This window comes from Roseburia sp. 1XD42-34, assembly GCF_009917385.1.
Lineage (GTDB): Bacteria > Bacillota > Bacilli > Bacillales > Amphibacillaceae > Virgibacillus.
In genome coordinates, this window is sequence record NZ_QWLJ01000025.1 from 14,467 (window position 1) to 34,802 (window position 20,336).

The 20,336-nt window shown below is 38.2% G+C and carries 17 protein-coding genes; 10 read left to right on the forward strand and 7 right to left on the reverse strand.

The window, feature by feature from the left end; genetic code table 11:
- The first annotated feature begins 291 nt into the window (after positions 1-291).
- From D1839_RS13060 to splB, 5 genes are all read left to right on the forward strand, one after another.
- Positions 292-1,479, forward strand: coding sequence for a phosphoenolpyruvate hydrolase family protein (locus D1839_RS13060; RefSeq protein WP_120380407.1), 1,188 nt, complete (start codon positions 292-294; stop codon positions 1,477-1,479).
- A gap of 737 nt (positions 1,480-2,216) precedes the next feature.
- Positions 2,217-3,443 carry a Tm-1-like ATP-binding domain-containing protein gene (locus tag D1839_RS13065; RefSeq protein ID WP_120380409.1) on the forward strand — a complete coding sequence of 409 codons (1,227 nt, stop codon included), beginning with the start codon at positions 2,217-2,219 and terminating at the stop codon, positions 3,441-3,443.
- Position 3,444: 1 nt separating this feature from the next.
- Positions 3,445-4,269, forward strand: coding sequence for a phosphoenolpyruvate hydrolase family protein (locus D1839_RS13070; RefSeq protein WP_120380410.1), 825 nt, complete (start codon positions 3,445-3,447; stop codon positions 4,267-4,269).
- 165 nt (positions 4,270-4,434) lie between these two features.
- On the forward strand, positions 4,435-4,686 hold the full coding sequence (locus tag D1839_RS13075; protein ID WP_156875385.1) for a transcriptional regulator SplA domain-containing protein: 252 nt from the start codon (positions 4,435-4,437) through the stop codon (positions 4,684-4,686).
- Positions 4,679-5,707, forward strand: coding sequence for a spore photoproduct lyase (gene splB / locus D1839_RS13080; protein WP_120380411.1), 1,029 nt, complete (start codon positions 4,679-4,681; stop codon positions 5,705-5,707). Before D1839_RS13075 ends, splB begins: the two co-directional genes overlap by 8 nt.
- A gap of 561 nt (positions 5,708-6,268) precedes the next feature.
- Here splB and D1839_RS13085 read toward each other — a convergent pair.
- A complete protein-coding gene (locus D1839_RS13085) occupies positions 6,269-6,655 on the reverse strand; it encodes a TIGR02328 family protein (RefSeq protein ID WP_120380412.1) in 387 nt (128 codons plus the stop codon).
- A 613-nt stretch (positions 6,656-7,268) separates the two neighbouring features.
- On the opposite strand from D1839_RS13085, the gene D1839_RS13090 reads away from it, so the two are divergent.
- Positions 7,269-8,087 carry a ZIP family metal transporter gene (locus D1839_RS13090; RefSeq protein ID WP_120380413.1) on the forward strand — a complete coding sequence of 273 codons (819 nt, stop codon included), beginning with the start codon at positions 7,269-7,271 and terminating at the stop codon, positions 8,085-8,087.
- A 283-nt stretch (positions 8,088-8,370) separates the two neighbouring features.
- On the opposite strand, the gene pabB is transcribed toward D1839_RS13090, so the two are convergent.
- The 4 genes from pabB to D1839_RS13110 form a co-directional block, all read right to left on the reverse strand.
- On the reverse strand, positions 8,371-10,098 hold the full coding sequence (pabB, locus tag D1839_RS13095; RefSeq protein ID WP_120380414.1) for an aminodeoxychorismate synthase component I: 1,728 nt from the start codon (positions 10,096-10,098) through the stop codon (positions 8,371-8,373).
- Positions 10,085-10,675, reverse strand: coding sequence for an anthranilate synthase component II (locus D1839_RS13100; RefSeq protein ID WP_120380415.1), 591 nt, complete (start codon positions 10,673-10,675; stop codon positions 10,085-10,087). The genes pabB and D1839_RS13100 overlap by 14 nt, the downstream gene beginning before the upstream one ends.
- A gap of 412 nt (positions 10,676-11,087) precedes the next feature.
- Entirely contained in the window at positions 11,088-12,140 is a 1,053-nt protein-coding gene (locus tag D1839_RS13105) for a C45 family autoproteolytic acyltransferase/hydolase (protein ID WP_120380416.1), read from the reverse strand.
- A 478-nt stretch (positions 12,141-12,618) separates the two neighbouring features.
- On the reverse strand, positions 12,619-12,756 hold the full coding sequence (locus D1839_RS13110) for a hypothetical protein (RefSeq protein WP_166554458.1): 138 nt from the start codon (positions 12,754-12,756) through the stop codon (positions 12,619-12,621).
- A gap of 217 nt (positions 12,757-12,973) precedes the next feature.
- On the opposite strand from D1839_RS13110, the gene D1839_RS13115 reads away from it, so the two are divergent.
- The 4 genes from D1839_RS13115 (at position 12,974) to D1839_RS13130 (ending at position 17,670) form a co-directional block, all read left to right on the forward strand.
- Entirely contained in the window at positions 12,974-14,221 is a 1,248-nt protein-coding gene (locus D1839_RS13115; RefSeq protein ID WP_120380417.1) for a YeeE/YedE family protein, read from the forward strand.
- A gap of 791 nt (positions 14,222-15,012) precedes the next feature.
- Entirely contained in the window at positions 15,013-15,765 is a 753-nt protein-coding gene (locus D1839_RS13120) for an aminoglycoside adenylyltransferase domain-containing protein (RefSeq protein WP_120380418.1), read from the forward strand.
- A 538-nt stretch (positions 15,766-16,303) separates the two neighbouring features.
- Positions 16,304-16,876, forward strand: a complete 573-nt coding sequence (locus tag D1839_RS13125) for a DeoR family transcriptional regulator (RefSeq protein WP_120380419.1) — start codon at positions 16,304-16,306, stop codon at positions 16,874-16,876.
- A gap of 29 nt (positions 16,877-16,905) precedes the next feature.
- Positions 16,906-17,670 (forward strand): FixH family protein, encoded by a 765-nt coding sequence (locus D1839_RS13130; RefSeq protein WP_120380420.1) that lies wholly within the window; start codon positions 16,906-16,908, stop codon positions 17,668-17,670.
- A 263-nt stretch (positions 17,671-17,933) separates the two neighbouring features.
- On the opposite strand, the gene D1839_RS13135 is transcribed toward D1839_RS13130, so the two are convergent.
- Together D1839_RS13135 and D1839_RS13140 are read right to left on the reverse strand one after the other, a co-directional pair.
- Positions 17,934-19,484, reverse strand: coding sequence for a flotillin family protein (locus D1839_RS13135; protein ID WP_120380421.1), 1,551 nt, complete (start codon positions 19,482-19,484; stop codon positions 17,934-17,936).
- 155 nt (positions 19,485-19,639) lie between these two features.
- On the reverse strand, positions 19,640-20,188 hold the full coding sequence (locus tag D1839_RS13140; RefSeq protein WP_120380422.1) for an NfeD family protein: 549 nt from the start codon (positions 20,186-20,188) through the stop codon (positions 19,640-19,642).
- Between the last annotated feature and the right edge of the window lie 148 nt (positions 20,189-20,336).

Here is a 20,336-nt window from a genome sequence, read left to right on the forward strand (position 1 = left end):
AGCGAATACGATTTTTGCTAAGAAAGGATACTTACTTCATCTACAATGTTGACAGAGTCTAAAGATAAGGAAAAAGCAATGATCCTTTGTTTCCGGTTGGATATTCCAACAAACTCTACTTCAAGAGTTATAGTCGGTACGAAATGGTTAGATAAAGGTACATAAATTCCCAATTCGCTCAAGTTATTATTCAGTTATGGATGGAATAAGCCCATCACTAAATGAAGCTTTACTTTATAATGGCTGAACTTGTCGTATGTATACTTCAATTAAAGGTATGGAGACTAAAAAATGAAGTTAAGTAGAAGTAGATTATTGGAAACGTTAAATCAACAAATTAAAACAAATAAACATATTATTGGTGTTGCAGCAGGTTCTGGGCTTACAGCAAAATATGCGGAGCAGGGAGGGGCGGATTTTATCTTAGCTCTAAGCTCGGGAAGATTTCGGCAAATGGGGGTAAGCTCTTTAGCTGGTTTTACAGCATGTGCAAATAGTAATGAAATTGTGATGAATTTTGCTACCCAGGAGTTATTGCCAATTGTAAATGAAATTCCAACTATTTTCGGCTTATTTGCTACAGATCCGACGATCCATATAGAAGATTATATCAGACAGATAAAATGGTGCGGTTTTGCTGGAATAAATAATTACCCGACTGTTGGTTTAATTGATGGTCAATTTCGAGAATCCTTAGAAGCACAGGGTCTAACTTTTGCAAAAGAGGTCACAGCTATTCAAATAGCGAACCAATTGGATTTATTTACGGTAGCATTTGTATTTAATCAATCACAAGCAATCGATATGCTTAAAGCTGGGGCGGACGTAATTTGTGTCCACCTAGGTTTAACAACGGGTGGAGTATTAGGCGCAAAACAAATTCAATCCTTACAGTCTGCTAAGAGGTTAGCTGTAGATATTTTTAACGCCTGTGATGAAGTAAATCCGAATGTCATTAAAATGGTATATGGTGGTTCTATTAGCCGACCGATTGATGTCCAGTTTATGTACGATGGTACAGACATAGACGGATATATTGGTGGCTCGGCTTTTGAACGTATTCCAGCTGAACAAGTAATTACCACTGTAACGAAATCATTTAAAGAAACGTATAACGTACAATATGAAGCTTCTATTCAAAAGATTATGGAAGGCTTTGCAAATAAAAGAGATTATGTTGATTTTATAAAGGATTACATAAGCCATCATTATATGGAGGAAATTACATTAAATGATTTGGCAGCTATTTTAAACTTATCCAGAACCTACTTAAGTACGTTATTTAAAACAGAAGTGGGGGTTCCATTTGTACAATATTTAGTCGATTTTCGATTAAATCGGGCAATTGAAATGATGAAGGAAGAGAAGCTTCCCTTGGTAACGGTTGCTGAAATGGTTGGTTATCCTAATTACACGCAATTTAGCAAAATATTTAAAAAAAGAAAAGGTGTTCCGCCAACACAGTTCTTCAAAAGATAAAGTGAAAACCTCAATCAGTAGGGTTCATTTTTCGCACTATATGAAATTATAAAATTTTTAGGGTTTATAGTATCAGAAAACCTACGGCTATCGTCAAAAAGACTTTGGCAATAGCCAAGGTCTCTAACAAGATAAGAAAGTAAAAAATGAGGTGCTTATGGATAACGATATAATGGAATAGCCACGTCCGGCTTAAGCGCCCAGCAACTAGGCGACTTCGCGAAATCGCCCTACGATAAGATCTCATCGGTTCGTTACAAAGAGGAGGGCCGACTAAATACGGGCTTGCCGCTCAGGCGTCGGCATACTCCTGTTGCAGGAGCATGATTCCTAAAACTTTAGTTACTTCGTTCCAGTCGCTACGTTGCTAAACGGGCGCTCTGCGCCTTTGTTCTTTGCTGATCGTTTCTACTATACGGATATGACCGATAGGCTTTCTGAAGATAGCAGGTATTTCGTGACTGCTGGATGTTACGCTTTCCTACTGGTATTGACCATGTAAGTTGGAAAACATGTTTTCCTTCCAGTTATATGCAAGATAAAATTACATTTTTTCAACGAAAGGTTTACAAGTTATTGAATGAAAGTGAACAAAAAGACAAAATCAACATACATAACTACATTAATATTTACTGCCGAAAACGGTATCATATATATGAAAGAAAAAACAAAGAGCAACCATTTTTTTCGTTTCGATATGATGCCGTTTTCTTATTAATGTAAAAGGAGAGAGTACATTGACAAATACGATTGCTTTAGCAGGAACGTTTGATACAAAAGGGAAAGAGTTTTTGTATGTCAAAGAACTTATTGAATCTTTAGGGTTTCATGTATTGACGATCCACACAGGTGTATTTACGCCTCAATTTGAACCGGATATTTCTAATAAAGCGATTTTTCAATCTGCTGGAGAAGATATGCAAGCAATTGTAACTGCAAAAGATCGTGCAAAAGCAACACTTGCTCTGTCTAAAGGAATGGAAGTTTTATTACCGCAGCTCTACGAAGCTGGAAAATTTGCCGGAGTGCTTTCTTTTGGAGGATCAGGAGGGACCTCTATTGTTACTCCTGGAATGAGAGCATTGCCAATTGGAGTTCCAAAAGTGATGGTGTCAACGGTTGCTTCTGGAAATATAGCACATTATGTTGGGACAAGCGATATTATGATGTATCCGTCTATTGTTGATGTGGCTGGGTTAAATCAAATATCTACAAAAATATTTACCAATGCTGTTTTCGCAATTGCTGGAATGTTGCAATTTAAAAATGATCAAGAAATAGAAAAAAAGCCACTAATAGCGGCCACCATGTTTGGCTTAACTACACCTTGTATTAATTATGCAAAGGAGTATGTGGAGAAACAAGGCTATGAAATGCTCGTTTTTCATGCAACCGGAGTTGGCGGAAGAACAATGGAGAACCTTATTGAGGATGGATTTATTGAAGGTGTATTGGATATAACTACGACAGAATGGGCTGATGAGTTAGTTGGTGGTGTTTTAGCAGCTGGCCCAAATCGATTGGAAGCAGCAGCGAAAAATCATATTCCACAAGTAGTTTCTGTTGGCGCTATGGATATGGTTAACTTTGGACCTTTTGAGACCGTTCCTGAAAAATTTTCAGGTCGCAAGTTTTACAAGCATAATCCAACTGTGACGTTGATGCGGACAAGTGTGGAGGAGAATAAGCAAATTGGAAAAGTCATTGCCAATAAATTAAATCTGGCCCATGGTAGTACTTCTTTAATCCTACCATTAAAAGGGTTATCTGGACTAGATGTAGAAGGGCAACCATTTTATGGGCCTGAAGAAGACCAAATGTTATTTCATACTTTAAAAGAAAACGTAGATCAAACAAAAGTTCAAGTAATTGAATTGGAACAGGCAATAAATGACCGAGCTTTTGCAGAAGCAGCTGCAGAGAAATTAATTCAATTAATTGAAAGAAAAAAAGGAGCGAACTAATATGTTAACTAGAAAAGAGATCATGCAACGATTTAATCAGCAAATCAATCAAGATAATATTTTGCTTGGAGTTGGAGCTGGTACTGGAATCACTGCCAAAAGTAGTGAAGCTGGTGGAGCAGATATGTTAATTATTTATAACTCTGGTCGCTACCGCATGGCAGGTCGCGGTTCTTTAGCAGGGCTGCTTTCTTATGGAGATGCGAACCAAATAGTAGTAGAAATGGGAAGTGAAGTACTTCCAGTTGTCAAAGATACTCCTGTTCTTGCAGGTGTTAATGGAACAGATCCGTTCCGAGTGATGGAAGTATTTTTAAAGCAGCTAAAAGATCAAGGCTTTAGTGGGGTTCAAAATTTCCCTACTGTTGGCTTAATTGACGGTGTTTTTCGTCAAAATTTAGAGGAGACTGGCATGGGCTATGATTTAGAAGTAGAAATGATACGCAAAGCTCACGAGCTGGATATGCTAACTACTCCTTATGTATTCGATGAAGAACAGGCTAAAAAAATGGCGGCTGCTGGAGCAGATATGCTCGTAGCACATATGGGGTTAACAACCAAAGGTACCATTGGTGCTAAAACAGCCTTAACATTAGATGATGCAGTAGAACGGATTCAAAAAATTATTGATGCGGGTAAATCCGTTAACCCAGATATTACAGCTATATGTCACGGCGGTCCAATCGCTGAACCAGACGATGCAGCCTATGTGATTAAAAGAGTCGACGGTATTGTTGGATTCTTTGGCGCTTCCAGTATTGAACGCTTTGCCGCAGAAAAAGGAATTAAGAAACAAGCAGAAGCATTTAAGCAAATCCGTAATTAGATTTTAAAAACAGATATATATTTTACTTTCAATGGATAGGAGCAAAAGGTGCCTTGAAATATTTGTTTGCAACTATCCTTATTTTTCTAACTTTATTGTAATAAATTGAAGTGGTCCTGCGCATAATGAGTGTAAAGATGAAGAAAGCTAGGTGAAAAGATGGAAGTGAATGATAACTTTCAACCAGGCGAAGTAGTTTATATCATTATTCGCAACCCCCATGCTCAAAATGTTGCCCATATTCAACAAGCTGCGGTCGTTGAAAACCCTGAACGCCAAAATGAGCTGGCACTATTTGTTTATGAAACATATTATCCTTTAACGGAGGAAGTAGCGGTATATAAATCTGCCGATGAGGCAGAAGCAGCTTACGCGACTGCTTTCGGTGTCCCAGATCAGGAAGGCTATTATGGTTAAGCCGTTTGTGCCGCAGCTTATATATGTGGAGCCAAAAGCATTGGAATACCCTTTAGGAAAAGAGCTTATTACGAAATTTGAAGATATGGGAATTGAAATAAGGCAAACTACCTCTCATAATCAAATTCGTAATTTACCAGGAGACAATCATTTTCAAAGGTATCGTGTAGCTAAATCTACTTTAGTAGTCGGTCTGCGAAAAACATTGAAATTTGACACATCAAAGCCTTCCGCAGAGTATGCTATTCCGTTTGCAACTGGCTGTATGGGGCATTGTCATTATTGTTATTTACAAACAACAATGGGAAGCAAGCCATATATACGTACGTATGTTAATGTAGAAGATATATTTGAAGCTGCCGAGGAGTATATGAGCGAGCGTGCTCCTGAAATCACTCGATTTGAAGCATCTTGTACGTCTGATATTGTAGGTATCGATCATTTGACACATACGTTAAAGCGAGCGATCGAGTTTTTTGGGCAATCGGAGTATGGACAGTTGCGATTCGTTACCAAATTCGCCCATGTAGACCATTTGCTTGATGCAAAACATAATGGACGAACGCGCTTTCGCTTCAGTATTAATGATGATTACATTATTAAATATTTTGAACCTGGCACATCTCGACTTCATGAACGAATAGAAGCAGCAGTGAAAGTGGCAGAAGCAGGTTATCCATTAGGATTTATTGTAGCGCCTATTTACTTACATGAAGGCTGGAAGTCCGGTTACCACGAGATGTTTGAAAAACTAGAAGCAATGCTACCAGAAAAAGCGAAAAAAGGCATGACTTTTGAACTGATTCAACATCGTTTTACAAAACCAGCTAAACGGGTTATTGAAAAAAATTACCCGATGACAAAGCTGGAGTTAGATGAAGCGAAAAGAAAATATAAGTGGGGACGTTACGGAATCGGTAAATATGTATATAAAGATGAGGAGCAGGCTGATATAAAAGCAACATTAGGTGGATATATCGAAAAGCTTTTCCCTCATGCAAAAATAGAGTACTTTACGTGAAATAGTGTGCTGGTTTTGAAAGAGACGTTCATCATCGACCAATGTATGAAAGAGAGAATAGAGACAATAAAACTAAGGTAAACAAGAACAAAGGCTTAGGGCGCCCGTTTAGCAACGTAGCGACTGGAACGAATCAACGAGAGATAAAGTGAACCTTCCATCAACGGGGTTTTCTTCCTCCCCGCTGATGGTTAGTTTAGGTGCTGTTCCCTCCCACTTTGACTTGTTCAGCTCACATCTTCCATTCTAAGACCGTGGGAGTCTACAACGCCTTTTTACGGGATAAAGGAATTGGAATTATGCCACTAAAAATAGTAGTATGTCGACCCGAAGCGGCAAGCCCGTTTTTAGTCGGCTTTCCCCTTTGTGACGAACCAATGAGGTCTTATCGGAGGGGTATTTCTAAAGTCGCATCGTTGCTGGGCGCTTGCGCCGGACGTGACTAGTCGGTTATTTCGTTATCCCCAAGCACCTCATTTTATAGTTTCCTATACAGCAACCAAAAAAGGCTGCTTTATCCATACAGCGTGATCAGGTAGATCCCTTTAAAAAGTCATAAAGTTAGAGACAAATATGAATTCCCTTTGCTTTTAAATTATCGATACATTCACGTAAATATACTTCGTCATGTTCCGGATAGATCGGTCGCTTTTGCAGTGCTTCCTCTTCCGGTGCATATAAACTATTCGCTGTATGCAGGCTACAAGCTTTGCCGCGATAAAATGGATTCTCCCACAAAGGGTTAACGTGGTATTCCCTTTTTTTCATTTCATCTATAATCAATTGATGGTATAAGAAGAGGCGATAAGGAGAATAGTAAAATACATAATTGACGGTTGCATGTTTTTTCCCCCAGCCATTGCCACGTAAAGCACAGCATTCTCGATGTTGACCTAATAATTGTTGTCTCGGTAGTTTTGTAATCAGTTTTTCATGCCAAAGTCTCATCATATCTTCCCTCTAAACGGTAATTTTATTTGTTACGAACGTTTATCCTAAGTTGCTGTAAGCCTGCCACTCCAGGAGTAAGATAATCTTTACTAGCAACAAGTCTAAGTGGGAGATAATAGGATCTAAATCCCTATTTCGTCCGGAGGCCTTTAGGTCTACCATTAAGGTACGAACAAGCCGTGGGGATGAATGAAAGCCTCCACTGATTGAAGATTGCTTTATAATTGTATTACATTGTCTTTATCATTGCGAATTATTTTTGGTCTGAAGGATTGATTGGGGTAAGCAACACACGAAGGGGGCAAGCACCCATTTGAGCAGGTATTAGAAAAAATTGAGCAAGTACTTGTTAATTCGAGCATACAATAGTTTAGAATGAGTAAGCTCGTTTTAATTCGAGCAAAGTTCAGATCAAACAAGCATTTAGCGACTCGGACCATAGAACAGATCAGCACGTCCATATGACAATAGATTATCTATAGTTATGTAATCGTCAACAGAATAACAGGTTGGTTATAATCTTCTTAGGCAAACTATTTTTATGGTAGAGAAGCTGATTTATGATAAAATGGCGTTATGGTAAATAAAAGAAGTTATGGAGGGTATGCGCATGCTAATAGACTATTTTCTTACACTACATCCAGTAATGCAAGCACTGATTGCAACCTTATTCACATGGGGAATGACAGCACTTGGCGCGGCTCTCGTTTTTACAACCAAAAATTTTAATCAACGTTTTTTGGATAGTATGCTAGGTTTTGCAGGCGGAGTAATGATAGCTGCTAGCTTTTGGTCGTTATTAGCACCAGCGTTAGAGATGGCTGAAGCAAATGGTGACACACCTTGGATTCCTGCTGCGGTAGGTTTTATGTTTGGTGGAATTTGCCTGTGGGGAATTGATAAAATATTACCTCATTTGCATCCGACTTCACCAATCCAAGAAGCGGAAGGGATACATCCGAATCGTAAGAAACGAAGTACGTTGCTAGTTTTAGCGATAACAATGCATAATATTCCAGAAGGTTTAGCAGTGGGCGTAGCGTTTGGCGCCATTGCAGCAGATCTACCAACAGCAACCGCTGCAGGAGCTATAGCCTTAGCCATTGGAATCGGTATTCAAAATTTCCCAGAAGGCGTTGCGGTTTCTATGCCACTGCGCAGGGAAGGAATGTCGAGAAGAAGAAGCTTTATGTACGGGCAGTTTTCGGGAATGGTTGAGCCTATTGCAGGTATCATGGGAGCTTTGGCAGTTACTTATGTCCAGCCTTTATTGCCATATGCATTAAGTTTTGCTGCAGGAGCCATGATTTTTGTGGTAGCTGAAGAGGTCATTCCTGGCTCCCAAGAACAAGGAAACCGTGATTTAGCCTCTATGAGTTTAATGGTTGGCTTTACAGTTATGATGATATTGGATGTTGCACTTGGTTAGAAAAGGGGACTTGGGGAAATTCTTCATAGAATTAAAAATTGAAAAAGCTCCGGAGCCGCTTAATGGCGATTCTGGAGCTTTTTCGCTATATGAATGTGGAAGTGTAGTACTTTCATTCTTCATTGCTAAAAGTTCAAATTATGGCTTCAAGTGTCTGTATAAAGGATTGCTGTCTTGTTGCTAATCGTGAAATGAATAAAATGAAGCAGCAGATGCTAATAAAGAAACGGGCTGAATATATGGGAGGCTTTTAAATATTCTCACGTTCGTTTTTTTGAAAAGCTCAACTGTCAAGCGTAACAGATACCCATCCCCTCACACTATTAATTAACCAAATACGTGAACAGGATTGTAAATCCTTCATCGTAATGATTTTTTCGCTTATCATTCCTTTGTCAAGTGCATGTTGACGGCAGGTTCCTGGTAATAACCCGCAATGCACTGGCGGCGTGTAGAACGCACCGTTAATTTCTACCACGACATTTCCAATTGTAAATTCTGTAACTTCTAACTCTGTATTCCATAACAGCACATCATCTGCATCCGGATGATCTTGTAAGAACGTGTGATACATTTCTCGTCTAGTCGTCTTATGGTAATAGAAAGGATTGCTTTTATCGATTGCCTGTTGTGCGAGTTTAACTTTGAACGTATGCTGCTGATTTGTTTTTATTGGCTGTACCTCAGTAGTGATCTCACCTGTATTAGCTAATAAAACACGTAGTTTATATGCCCCCGTATTCCACTGCGTAGCAATTTGTTCTAATTGGAGTTCCATTTTTGCCACTTCAAATGGATATGAAAAAATGGCTGCCGACTTTGCTATTCGCTTTAAATGATAATCAAGTAAAGAAAATTTTCCGTTTTCTAAACGAATACTTTCCAAAAGTTCAAAGTCGTTCATCTGTTTTTTTAACACAAGTGTTTTAGACAGCATTTCTTCATACTCTTCTTCACTTGTAGAGTCCCATGTAATCCCACCGCCAACCCCATAAGTGGCCTCTCCACTAACGTTGTCAATCAATACTGTTCGAATTGGCACATTAAAGATAGCTTCTTTTTGAGGTGTCATATATCCAATGGCTCCGCAGTAGATATTACGCGGTGCTGTTTCTAATTCGTTAATAATTTTCATTGTGTTTACTTTCGGTGCCCCAGTAATCGATCCACAAGGAAACATTGCTTTAAAAATAGCAGTAATATCTGGGTCAACTTCTGCTGTAACGGTTGAAGTCATTTGAAATACCGTTGGATAGCGTTCAATCGTAAATAATTGAGGAACATGAACAGTACCTGGTTTCGCAATGGTACCTAGGTCATTTCGTAATAGGTCAACAATCATAACATTTTCGGCTCGATTTTTTTCTGATTGGTACAGCCATTCAGCAATTGCTTGATCCTCTTCAAATGTATTTCCTCTTTTCGCTGTACCTTTCATCGGTTTGGTAGTAATCAAACCATCTTGCAAATGGAAAAATAGCTCCGGTGACGCAGATAAAATCGAGTGACTGCCGATATGTAAGTAGGCACAATAGTTCGCTGCTTGTGATGCGGTTAATCGCTGATAATACCCAAACGTATCACCAGCAAAACGGCTGAACATTGGAACAGTATAATTCACTTGATAAGTATCGCCATTTTCAATATGATGTTTAATCTGATGGATATTCTTATTATACGCTGAAGCAGTTATGGGAAGTTTCCATTCATCCATGGTAAAAGGTCGTGTCTCCCGTTTTTGAGCTGGTTTTGCTTCTGAAAAAATACCAAACCATAATAGCGGAAACTGATCACTATTGTGAACTTCAAATGCACGGTCAAATGCTGGAGCAGCTTCATAAGCAAGGAATCCTGCTGCATAGTAACCAGCTTGAACATATTGTTCAATCGCTTGTAGACAAGGAATTACTTCAGATTGTTCATATGTAGAAATAACAGTAATTGGCTCTGTAAATGAAATAGGGTTTTTATTACTAAAGTCAAAGCGTAAATAAGGGTTATGTTGCTTCATTTTCTAAACCACCCTTCATAGTGAAAAAATTCTTTAACAATTCGATGCCACATTCTGATAGAATTGCTTCTGGATGAGCTTGAATCCCTTCTATAGGATATTTTTTATGGCGAAGGGCCATCACTACTCCATCTTTTGTAGTTGCACTTGTCTCTAAACAAGCTGGGATCGTGGCTTTGTTTACGATTAAAGAATGATACCTTGTTACCGCTAATGGGTTCATTAAGTTTTGAAACATTCCTCGATTATCATGGGTGATAAGGGATACTTGGCCATGCATTGGTTTTTTTGCTTTTTCGATCGTAGCGCCAAATGCTTGGGCAATCGTTTGGTGTCCGAGACATATTCCAAGTATGGGGAAATGTTGATGCAATTTAGCGACAACTTCTAAGCAAATGCCAGCTGAATTTGGCGTACCAGGCCCAGGAGATAGGACGATCGCTGTTGGCTGCATATGTTGTATTTCTTCTACAGTAATAGCATCATTTCTTACGACATGTACTTCAAAATCGAGCTGTGTGATATATTGGACTAAATTAAAGGTGAATGAATCATAATTATCAATCATAAGAATCATAAACAGCAGCTCCTTTCGTTTGCGTATAATAGTATAACATAGCTGGAAAGTGGTTTAGAGTACCCGAAGCAGCAAAATAATTACTTATGGTTTAGCGGGATTTCTTAGTCTAATATACTATTTTCTCAAGTTTATCCCGTATAAAGGAGCTAGAAGACTCCCACTTTAGAGAGGTTATCTGTAAAACAACAAATCTAAGTGGGAGATGAAATGTCCTATTTCGTAAGAGTCCTTTAGGTCATACCATTCCGGTACTAACAATCTGTCGGGGATAGATAAAAACCTCCACTGATTGAAGATTCACTTTATCGCTCAATGAAACGCAGTTCCATTTTGGTAGTAGCATCTGTGCATGTATTTCTGCACTTGCCGAACGGATGAGGGGGGTTACGTTTTTTCTGTATTGTAAACTTTAAGCCATATATTTCATATTTACAAAAACTTCTGAACTGTTAAGCACACCTTTTATGCGTTTTATATTTGTGTCTCTTCCTTGCAGCCAACGATTAAAATTAAACATAAAAGGTTCTCTGTTTTCTCCTAATGCAAACCAGGCATTTTTCGTTTTTGGTATATATAATGCCGTATGCAGTGTCCCAGCCCAAGCTCCGTATTTAGTAGAAAAAACACCGTATTCTGTGCGGTTAAACATTTGAAAAGCTTGATATGGATTAAAAACATTCACTGATTGCCGTTCAATCGCTTGATAACGTTTCAGCGAATCGTCCACTCGGAAGCGGTTTTCAGTGGTTAATTTTTGGAAGTGGTTGGTACAAATAGAAGATTCTTGTACAACAACTGCCCGTGGAGAGGCTTCAACAACCTTCTTTTCTCCATGTATATCTAGTAATACGTAACTAAATGTATGGCGATGGGGAATTTCTTTTAACAAGTGAATGGCTTCTTGAACATTCCGGCAGGATTCCAAAATAATCCGACCAATCATATTGCATAAAAATCCATTACTTGACTGTTTGCGATTAATAAAGTTATAGCCCATCACTAATCCATGTTCATTCATTCCATCCGTACGCCCGGTAATTTGCATCGTAGGTCCAATGGTTGCGTATCCAACATCTGTTGGTTGATACATCAAGTAACGACCTTCATAGGTAGATGGTGCATTATCATAGTTCCGTACCATATAATGAGTATCCGTATAAATCGAACAGCCACTACGTCCATATTCCAAATAATAGCCGCCAAATTCTTGAATGGCTTCCTGGATATTCATTTTTAATGCATCCGCTAACCCAAGCAGTTCTTCCCAAACACCTGGTGCATAATGGTGTAACAACTCTTTTATTTTATGGTGATCAATGATAAAATGGCGATCCTTTATCGGTCCCCATTGCTTTTTACGGTTAGGAAGAATGAATGAATTTTCAAGCAGACTTCCTTGATAATAGCCAAAATCATAATGTTTGCCGCGATACTGAATGATATCACTATATACTTGCTGCACAGAAAAACTCCTTTACATATTAAAATTGCTAATCTAGTATTTCCTGTATAGGCGCTGTAAGCCTCCCGTTTCAGGAGTTAAATAATCTCTGTCCAACAAGTTTAAGTGGGAGATAACAGCACCTAAAATCTGTTTCGTAAGAGGTATTCTCTTAGGACACACCATTATGTACTAGCGATCCAGTGGAGAATGGATGAAACCCCCAATCATTGTAATTTTTGTATTTAAATGAAACTGAATTACATGGGGCTTTACGTCATAGAAATATGTTAGACGGCTTATATCGTTCCTTCACTTGTAATAAAATGAGAAGCTATATTGAGTTTACGCGATGTGATGATAAAAGCCTAAGAAAATGCTTTATCCAAAATAAAGGAGTTGATTGTAAAAAGGAATGTAATATAGGAACTTGTATTATAGCTACTTAAATTAAAAAAATAGCTGTCTTTTACTACTAGACAGCTATTGTCATATAAACTTAACGATGACGTTTCGTTATTTCTTGGGTCATCGGGTTTTCTTTGGAAAATTCAACATCTGGTCGCAGTTTATTATGTTTATTTTGGTTATTTTGCTTATTTTTATCTTTGTTGCGATTTTTATTTTGCTCAGACATGGCAATACCTCCTTTGGTAACTGTTAGATTAACCTTTTTGGTGAAAAATATACGTATGCATAGCTTGAAATAAGGGGAAACTTAAAAACGGAAAAATAGTAAGAAAGTCAGGTTAATATGGACCAACATTTATTTTAAAAATATTGACACAAAATCGGATTCAGCGTATTATAATAAATTAAATCCGACTATTTTTATAAGGAAAGGGTGTTTTATAATGGAGATCCAACAAGTAACGGAAGAGAGAGTCCCTATATCTACAAGTGTTTCGCGTTTAAAAAAGCCACAAACAGCACTGATTATAGGTGGATTGGTGATTGCTTTTATACTGATAATATATTTATTTGCTACGCAAGCGATGGTACAGCCAATCTTGTTAGTACTTGGTTTATTATTAGGCTACACGTTATTTCATGCGCGTTTTGGGTTTACTTCGGCATTTCGAAGATTTATGTCAGTAGGTAATGGAGAGGCTTTACGTTCACATATGATAATGCTTGCTGTAGCAGTTACACTATTTGCACCAATTCTTGCGTATGGATATTCTTTTTTTGGTACTGAAGTAAGCGGCAGTGTGTCACCTGTCGGAGTCAGTCTAGTTGTTGGGGCGTTTGTATTTGGGATAGGGATGCAGCTTGGCGGCGGGTGTGCTTCTGGAACCCTATACGCTGTTGGCGGAGGACGATCCGTCATGTTTGTAACACTCGTTTTCTTTATTATTGGCTCGACCATCGGTGCCATGCATCTTCCGTTTTGGACCAATGATTTACCGAGCTTTGGAACTATTTCTTTAGCTACCTCTACAGGGCTAGGATACGGTGGAGCATGGATACTGTCTATCCTTCTATTTGGAATTATTACATGGATCACTATCGTAATAGAGCGGAAAAAACGACCTCCTAGAATAGCTCCTCTTCCAACGGAACGTGGTTGGAAGCGAATAGTCCGTGGGTCATGGCCTTTATTTGCAGCGGCGATTGTATTAGCTGTTTTAAACGCACTTACGCTTATGACTCGAGGAACTCCTTGGGGAATTACATCTGGCTTCGCGCTTTGGGGTTCGAAAATTGCTCAATTAGTTGGTATAGATGTTGCGAGCTGGGGTTATTGGCAAGGCGAGAATGCTCAAGCATTACAAGCTTCTATTTTTGCTGATTCAACCACTGTGCTGAACTTTGGTGTCCTGCTTGGTGCTTTCATCGCCTCAGCTGCTGGTGGTTTATTTAAATTTACAAAATTAAATATGAAAAACGTCACTGCATCCGTGATAGGTGGACTTTTAATGGGGTATGGAGCTCGATTAGCTTTTGGCTGTAACATCGGAGCGTATTTCGGTGGTATTGCCTCATTTAGCTTACACGGTTATATATGGGGACTACTAGCTTTAGGCGGTACATTTATTGCCTTATATTTACGACCGTTATTTGGTTTATCTGTACCAAGATCAAAAGATTCGTTTTGTTAGAGAACAACTGTCGTTGAAGGAATAGCTTCATACGACAGTTTTTTACTTCAAAACTGGGTGCGAAAACAGTAGGGAAATATATTATCTCTCTATCGAATAACCCGAGATAAAATAATACACCGCAGTTGACCATTCATTTTCATGATGAAGATTTGCAATGAACTTATAACTGTTACAGACACAGCCAAGTATTGCTCTGAGGCACGTGGAAATTTCGATTTGATTGCTTGCCCCATTGATATAAGTTGGAGTATATATCAAAAGCAGCCCATAGTATGACGCTCATCCTCACGGAACAAGTGAGGATGGGTAGACGATTACTTTTAAACAAGAAACGTATATACTTTATTCTGTAATGTGCTTTTGTTCATCACTTCGTTAATTCTAAATATTGTATAATAACACGGAATCATTGTGTGTGTTGTTTATACTGGGGATAGGGAATTCCTTCATACAAGGAAATCATTATGGGAACGGAATTTTTAGGTTGGATACAAATAATTGGTGAGAAGATTAACAAGCCTTTAAGAACATCTAGTTTAGAGTGGTGACAGTCCATCCTATCATGGCATTCAAATCATCCGAAAAAGGTGTTTTACGTTATTCCTAGAAAAAACATGACTTGCTACCTACACTATTTATCTGACCGCAACATGTTATTTTAAAAAAAGTAGAGGAGCTGCCCATGATGGAAAAGAATACTTAGACGATTTACTAGTCATTAAATGAAATATTTTACAATGAAGTGAACGGTTGATGGACAAATAGTTACTAATTTTCAGGAGGGAAACATGGAGCATGAGATCTTTTTAAATCGGTTTGCAGAAAGCTGTCAGGAAATATTGCAAGTGAAATTTGTTGGGGTATATTTACACGGTTCCCTCGCCATGGATTGCTACCAAAGGGGAAAAAGTGATATTGATTTGTTGATTATTGTAAATATGTCTTTACATAAACAAGAAAAAAAGCAACTGATCTATAAGTTTATGCGTTTGGAAGCCGATTACCAAGTTCAAATTGAAACAAGTATAATTAACATAGATGTACTGTTTCCTTTTCAATTTCCTACACCATTCGAGTTACATTATTCTGCTTTTCATAAACCTCGTTATGAAAAGGAAGATGGTTACTTATGTGATCAAGGGACAGACCCTGATTTAGCTGCTCATCTCGTAGTAACACTTCATAGAGGGAAGACGATTACTGGCCTGAATAAAGAAGAAGTCATACCATCAATTGATACTAAGTATTTTATCTATTCTATTTTGAATGATATAGAAGATGCACAGGTTGCTATCATTCAATCACCAGGCTATTATATCTTAAATTTATGTCGCACCCTTTACTATTTCCAAGAAGGTGTCATAGCTTCTAAGTTGGAAGGTGGGGAGTGGGCAAAACAAGCCGTCCCGTTAGGTTGGAAGTTATTGATAAGCCAAGCGTTAGATTATTATCAACAAAAATTAATAAACCCAAGTTGGGATGAGAAATACTTGGTCAACTTTGCTACCTATATGATTAAAAGGCTAGAAATGGAGAAATAGCAAAGGGTGCTATTTCGAGTTGATTTTCTCCCGTAAATTACGGGCTGTAAAATTTATTCTAACGCACAGATTTTTTTCACTCATAACATTTGAGGGTATATTCCGCATGTAAGGTGTGGAAAGACTCCCGCTCTAAAATCTTGAGTAGACGCAAAAGGATTAAGTAGGTGAAAACCGTACCTAAATGCCCGATTCGTTCAAGCCTTTAGGTTCTATACCCTAAGCACACCTAACATTCAGTGGGAGATGGAAGAAAACTCCCCTTGAATGAAGTTTTACTTTAATGGTAATTTATTTGATAATTCTAAGTTTATAGTTTGAAAAGGATACTACTTCCCCTAGGAAGTTCTTTAAAAAACCCCCTCCAAAGAAATTACAACCCACCCATTAAAACTCACTAGTTATGCTCTTTGTATGTGATAATAGTCACAAACAAGTTCACAAACATGTCATCTAAAATGTATTGCTGTATTCGGTTACAAATGATATATTTTGTTTTAAGTTGTTAGAATGTGTTTTAGAATGAGAGGAGGTTTCTATGTTACCACTCGAAAGGAAAGCGCGCATTAAAGAGCTGATTTTGCAAAAGAAAAATTTAAAGATAACGGACTTAAGCAAGATGTTTGGTGTCTCTGAAATGACCATTCATCGTGATGTCAAAATACTAGAGGAAGAAGGAGTTATCCAAAAAACATTCGGGGGTATTTCTTTAGTGGAGACGGAGGAGGGCAGACAAAACCAGTGTGTCTATTGCAAGAGATCAATTAATGAAAAATTAGCTTATCGGTTGATTTTATCTAATCACGATATTGAAGTAGCCTGCTGTGCCCATTGTGGATTGCTTCGTCAACAACAACTTGGAGATAAAGTGACTCAAGCCATTTGCCCAGATTTTCTTAGACAAACTACCATCAGTGCTCCACTCGCTTGGTATGTTACCGATACTTCTTTACATATGGGGTGTTGCCAACCGCAATTACTAACGTTTGAGTTTCGGGAGCACGCAGAGAAATTTGTCAAGGGTTTTGGGGGGGAAGTGTATTCTTTTGAGGAAGCAAAAGAAGTTTTAATGAAACAAATGAATGGAACGATGCAATGCAAGCATCACTAACTTGAAGACAAGAAGGGGATTTGTGGACCATGAAAAAAATATGGATGTTTATCGCAGTCGCTGTTTTATTATTTATAACAGCATGTGGGCAAGGAGAAACAAACGAAAAAGATACTGCTGCTTCAGAAGAAGAACTTAAGGAGTTAAAAGTGGATTTTAAAGTTCCTGAATCAGCTGAAACAGGTGAAAATGTTGAATTAAAGGCAACTGTAACCTATGGTGAAGAAAAAGTAGCCGATGCTGATGAAGTTGTTTTTGAAGTTTGGGAAAAAGGGAATAAAGATGACAGTACCAAATTAGATGCAACTAACCACGAAGACGGTACCTACACCGCAAAAATTACATTTGAGAAAGATGGAGTTTATGAGATGTATGCTCATACCACAGCTAGAGAACTTCATACCATGCCCAAAAAATCTATTACCGTTGGTTCAGGGGATAGCGGACAAACCGAAGATACATCTGAAAATGAGGAACATGCCGATCAGGAAGCTGCTGAAGGCTTTGATCTGCACTTTATGGAACCTGAAAATGTTATTGCAGGGGAAGAAACAGAGCTCATGGTCCATTTGCAAATGGATGGGAATCCTTTAGAGGAAGCTTCTGTGCGTTATGAAATTGGTCGTAAAGATGCAAAGGAAAAAGAATGGGTAGACGCGAAAGAAGGTAAAGCAGGTGAATACACTGGTTCTTATGCATTCACAGATGAAGGGAAGTATCAATTAATTATCCATGTGGAAAACGAGGATGATTTACATGAGCATGAGGAGTATGAAATTGCTGTGACTAAATAAAATGTGACTCTAAACAAATTAATTTTACATGCTGCTTTTTTGGAAAAAGATAGTTTGGTTATGTTATAATTACAGATTTTCCGAACGAGAGCAACGCCTTAGAACTGATATTAACTATTGAGCTTGTATATATTGTACTATGAAGAACCTCTACAGCTAAGCATATAAGTATTTGATAAAAAGGTTTGATAGATAATTGCTGGAAGCTGGTAGCAAATAGAAGAGAGACATTGAAACAAATGTCTCTCTATTCAACATATAGCTTATTGGTTTTCTACCTCAGCTAATTCCTTATCGTTATCGTTTTCTTCCCTTTGATAGCGTGGTCGATTTAAATCATAGTCAGACGTGGACTGGTGCTTTCCGCTTATATTTTCCAATAATTCCTTGACATCTATTCCTGATGAAGCTTTGAGCGTTTCCTGTAAACTTGCCATTAAGTTCGTAGCGTAACCGGAAACTTTGTTGGCTCCACCATCTGCACCATTACCACCTGTATCTACGACGGTAATCTTATCAATATTGGATAGTGGGCTAGCCACTTCTTTTGCATATTCTGGAAGCATTTTAATAATCATATCTAAAATCGCTGCTTGGCCGTATTGCTCAAATGCTTGCGCAATTTCTCGTTTTGCTTCTGCTTCTGCTAAACCAGTAAGCCTGATAACCTCTGCTTCAGATTCCCCTTGTGCCCGCTGTGAATCTGCTTTAGCAAGACCATCGACACGTACGCGTTCTGCTTCCGCTTTAGCTTCTGCTTCGATGCGGTATTGGTTTGCTTCCGCTTCTGTCATTTGCTTCATTTTATTTGCTGAAGCCGCTTGCTCGACAGCATAACGATCAGCATCTGCTTTCTTTTTAACTTCAGAATCGTATTGCCTTTCACGACGTAAAATCTCTTTTTCCTCTAATTCAATTTGTTTTTGCCGCTCAATAATTTTAATTTGCATCTCTTGTTCTGTAACATCTTGTCTTGCTCTTGCTGTTTCCAAATCATAAGCTTGGTCGGCACGAGCTTTTGCAATATCTTGTTCGCGGCGATAATCTGCTGTTTTTAACTGATTCACTTTTTCTGCTTCAGCGATTTCAGTAGCACGTTCAAGCTCTGCTTTTTTCGCCTCTTTTGCAGCCTCCGCTTGCTTAATTCTTGTTTCTTTGTCTGCCTCAGCAGTAGCAATATCCGCATCTCGTTTTACTTGGGCAATTCTTGGCTTACCAAGTGAGTCTAAGTATCCGTTTTTATCTTTTACGTCTTTAATGGTAAATGAAACAATAATAAGTCCCATTTTCGCCAAATCTTGCGAGGCAACACGCTGTACTTCTTGGGAGAATTTATCCCGATTTTTGTAAATTTCTTCTACTGTCATAGAACCTAAAATAGACCGAAGATGTCCTTCAAGTACTTCTTTTGCCTCTACTTCGCGATCTTCCTTTGTTTTCCCAAGAAATTGTTCAGCAGCTGTAGCGATTTCACTTATCGAACCGCCAATTTTTATAATAGCTGTTCCATCAGCCATAACGGGAACACCTTGTTCTGTATACACTTCAGGTGTTGTTACTTCTAATTTACTAGATAATAGACTAAGTGGCTCTGCCTGTTGAAAAACAGGTAAAACAAACGTACCACCACCACGAATAATTTTAATTTTATTACCAGATTCATCGACATGGACATTTTTACCGCCAAGATAGCTTCCGGTGACAATTAATGCTTCATCAGGTCCAGCAGTGCGGTATTTGGAAACAAAAACTCCAATAAGTGCTACTAATAAAAATAGGGCAATTCCAATAATAATCCAAAATCCTTCAAACATAAAATTCCTCCTTGTATAGTTGGTTTATATAAATATAAAATGTAAAACCGAAGTGATCAATCTAAGTCAATATGCGACTGGAGTACGTTAGTATATCTGTACCAATGATTTCTATAACACTAAAAAAATACTATAAAAAATAGCTGTAATTCAAGTTAGCTAAGTTCATCTGCATCTAATTCATTCTTATCATAAGGCTCGACATATAGGACACCTTCCTTTATTTCTAAAATCAGCACTTCGGCTCCCTCAGGTATCGGCTGGTTATGATAGGCAGTTACAGGTTTGGAAATTCTGCCGCTTTTGCTCTCAATGACGACTTCTCCATAACCGTCAGCTGGGATGGGAATGATGATTTTCCCAACACGACCAATTAAAGAATCTTCGGTATAACCAAGCGATTCTTCGGCAGAAGCCAAAGGAATTAAAATAAATACATGTAATATCGTATCAAGAATAAGGGCAATAAAAATCGCAGTTATAATAATGAGAAAACTGGACATTGACGTTAAGGTCTCTAGTAAATAACCCGTAGCAGAGAAGAAGGTGATAAATGCCAGAATAAGAATAGGATTGGCTATTGGCAACACCTCGCCAATCCCCTCTAATACGTCGCCAAAAAGCATATAAATGATGGTAAGGGCTGCTGCTATAATAAGCATGTATAAGTAAAGTGTCTCGATTGGCAACCCAAAAAGAGTCATATGTATTCCCCCCTTTTTATCATTAATCATTTACTTACAATACGAACAAAATGTATGAAAAGTTTCAAATTATGTCATAATTAATTAATTTAGTAAATAATGTGCTGTTCGCATCCTCTTTAGGAGTTAAATAAACTTGTAATATTAC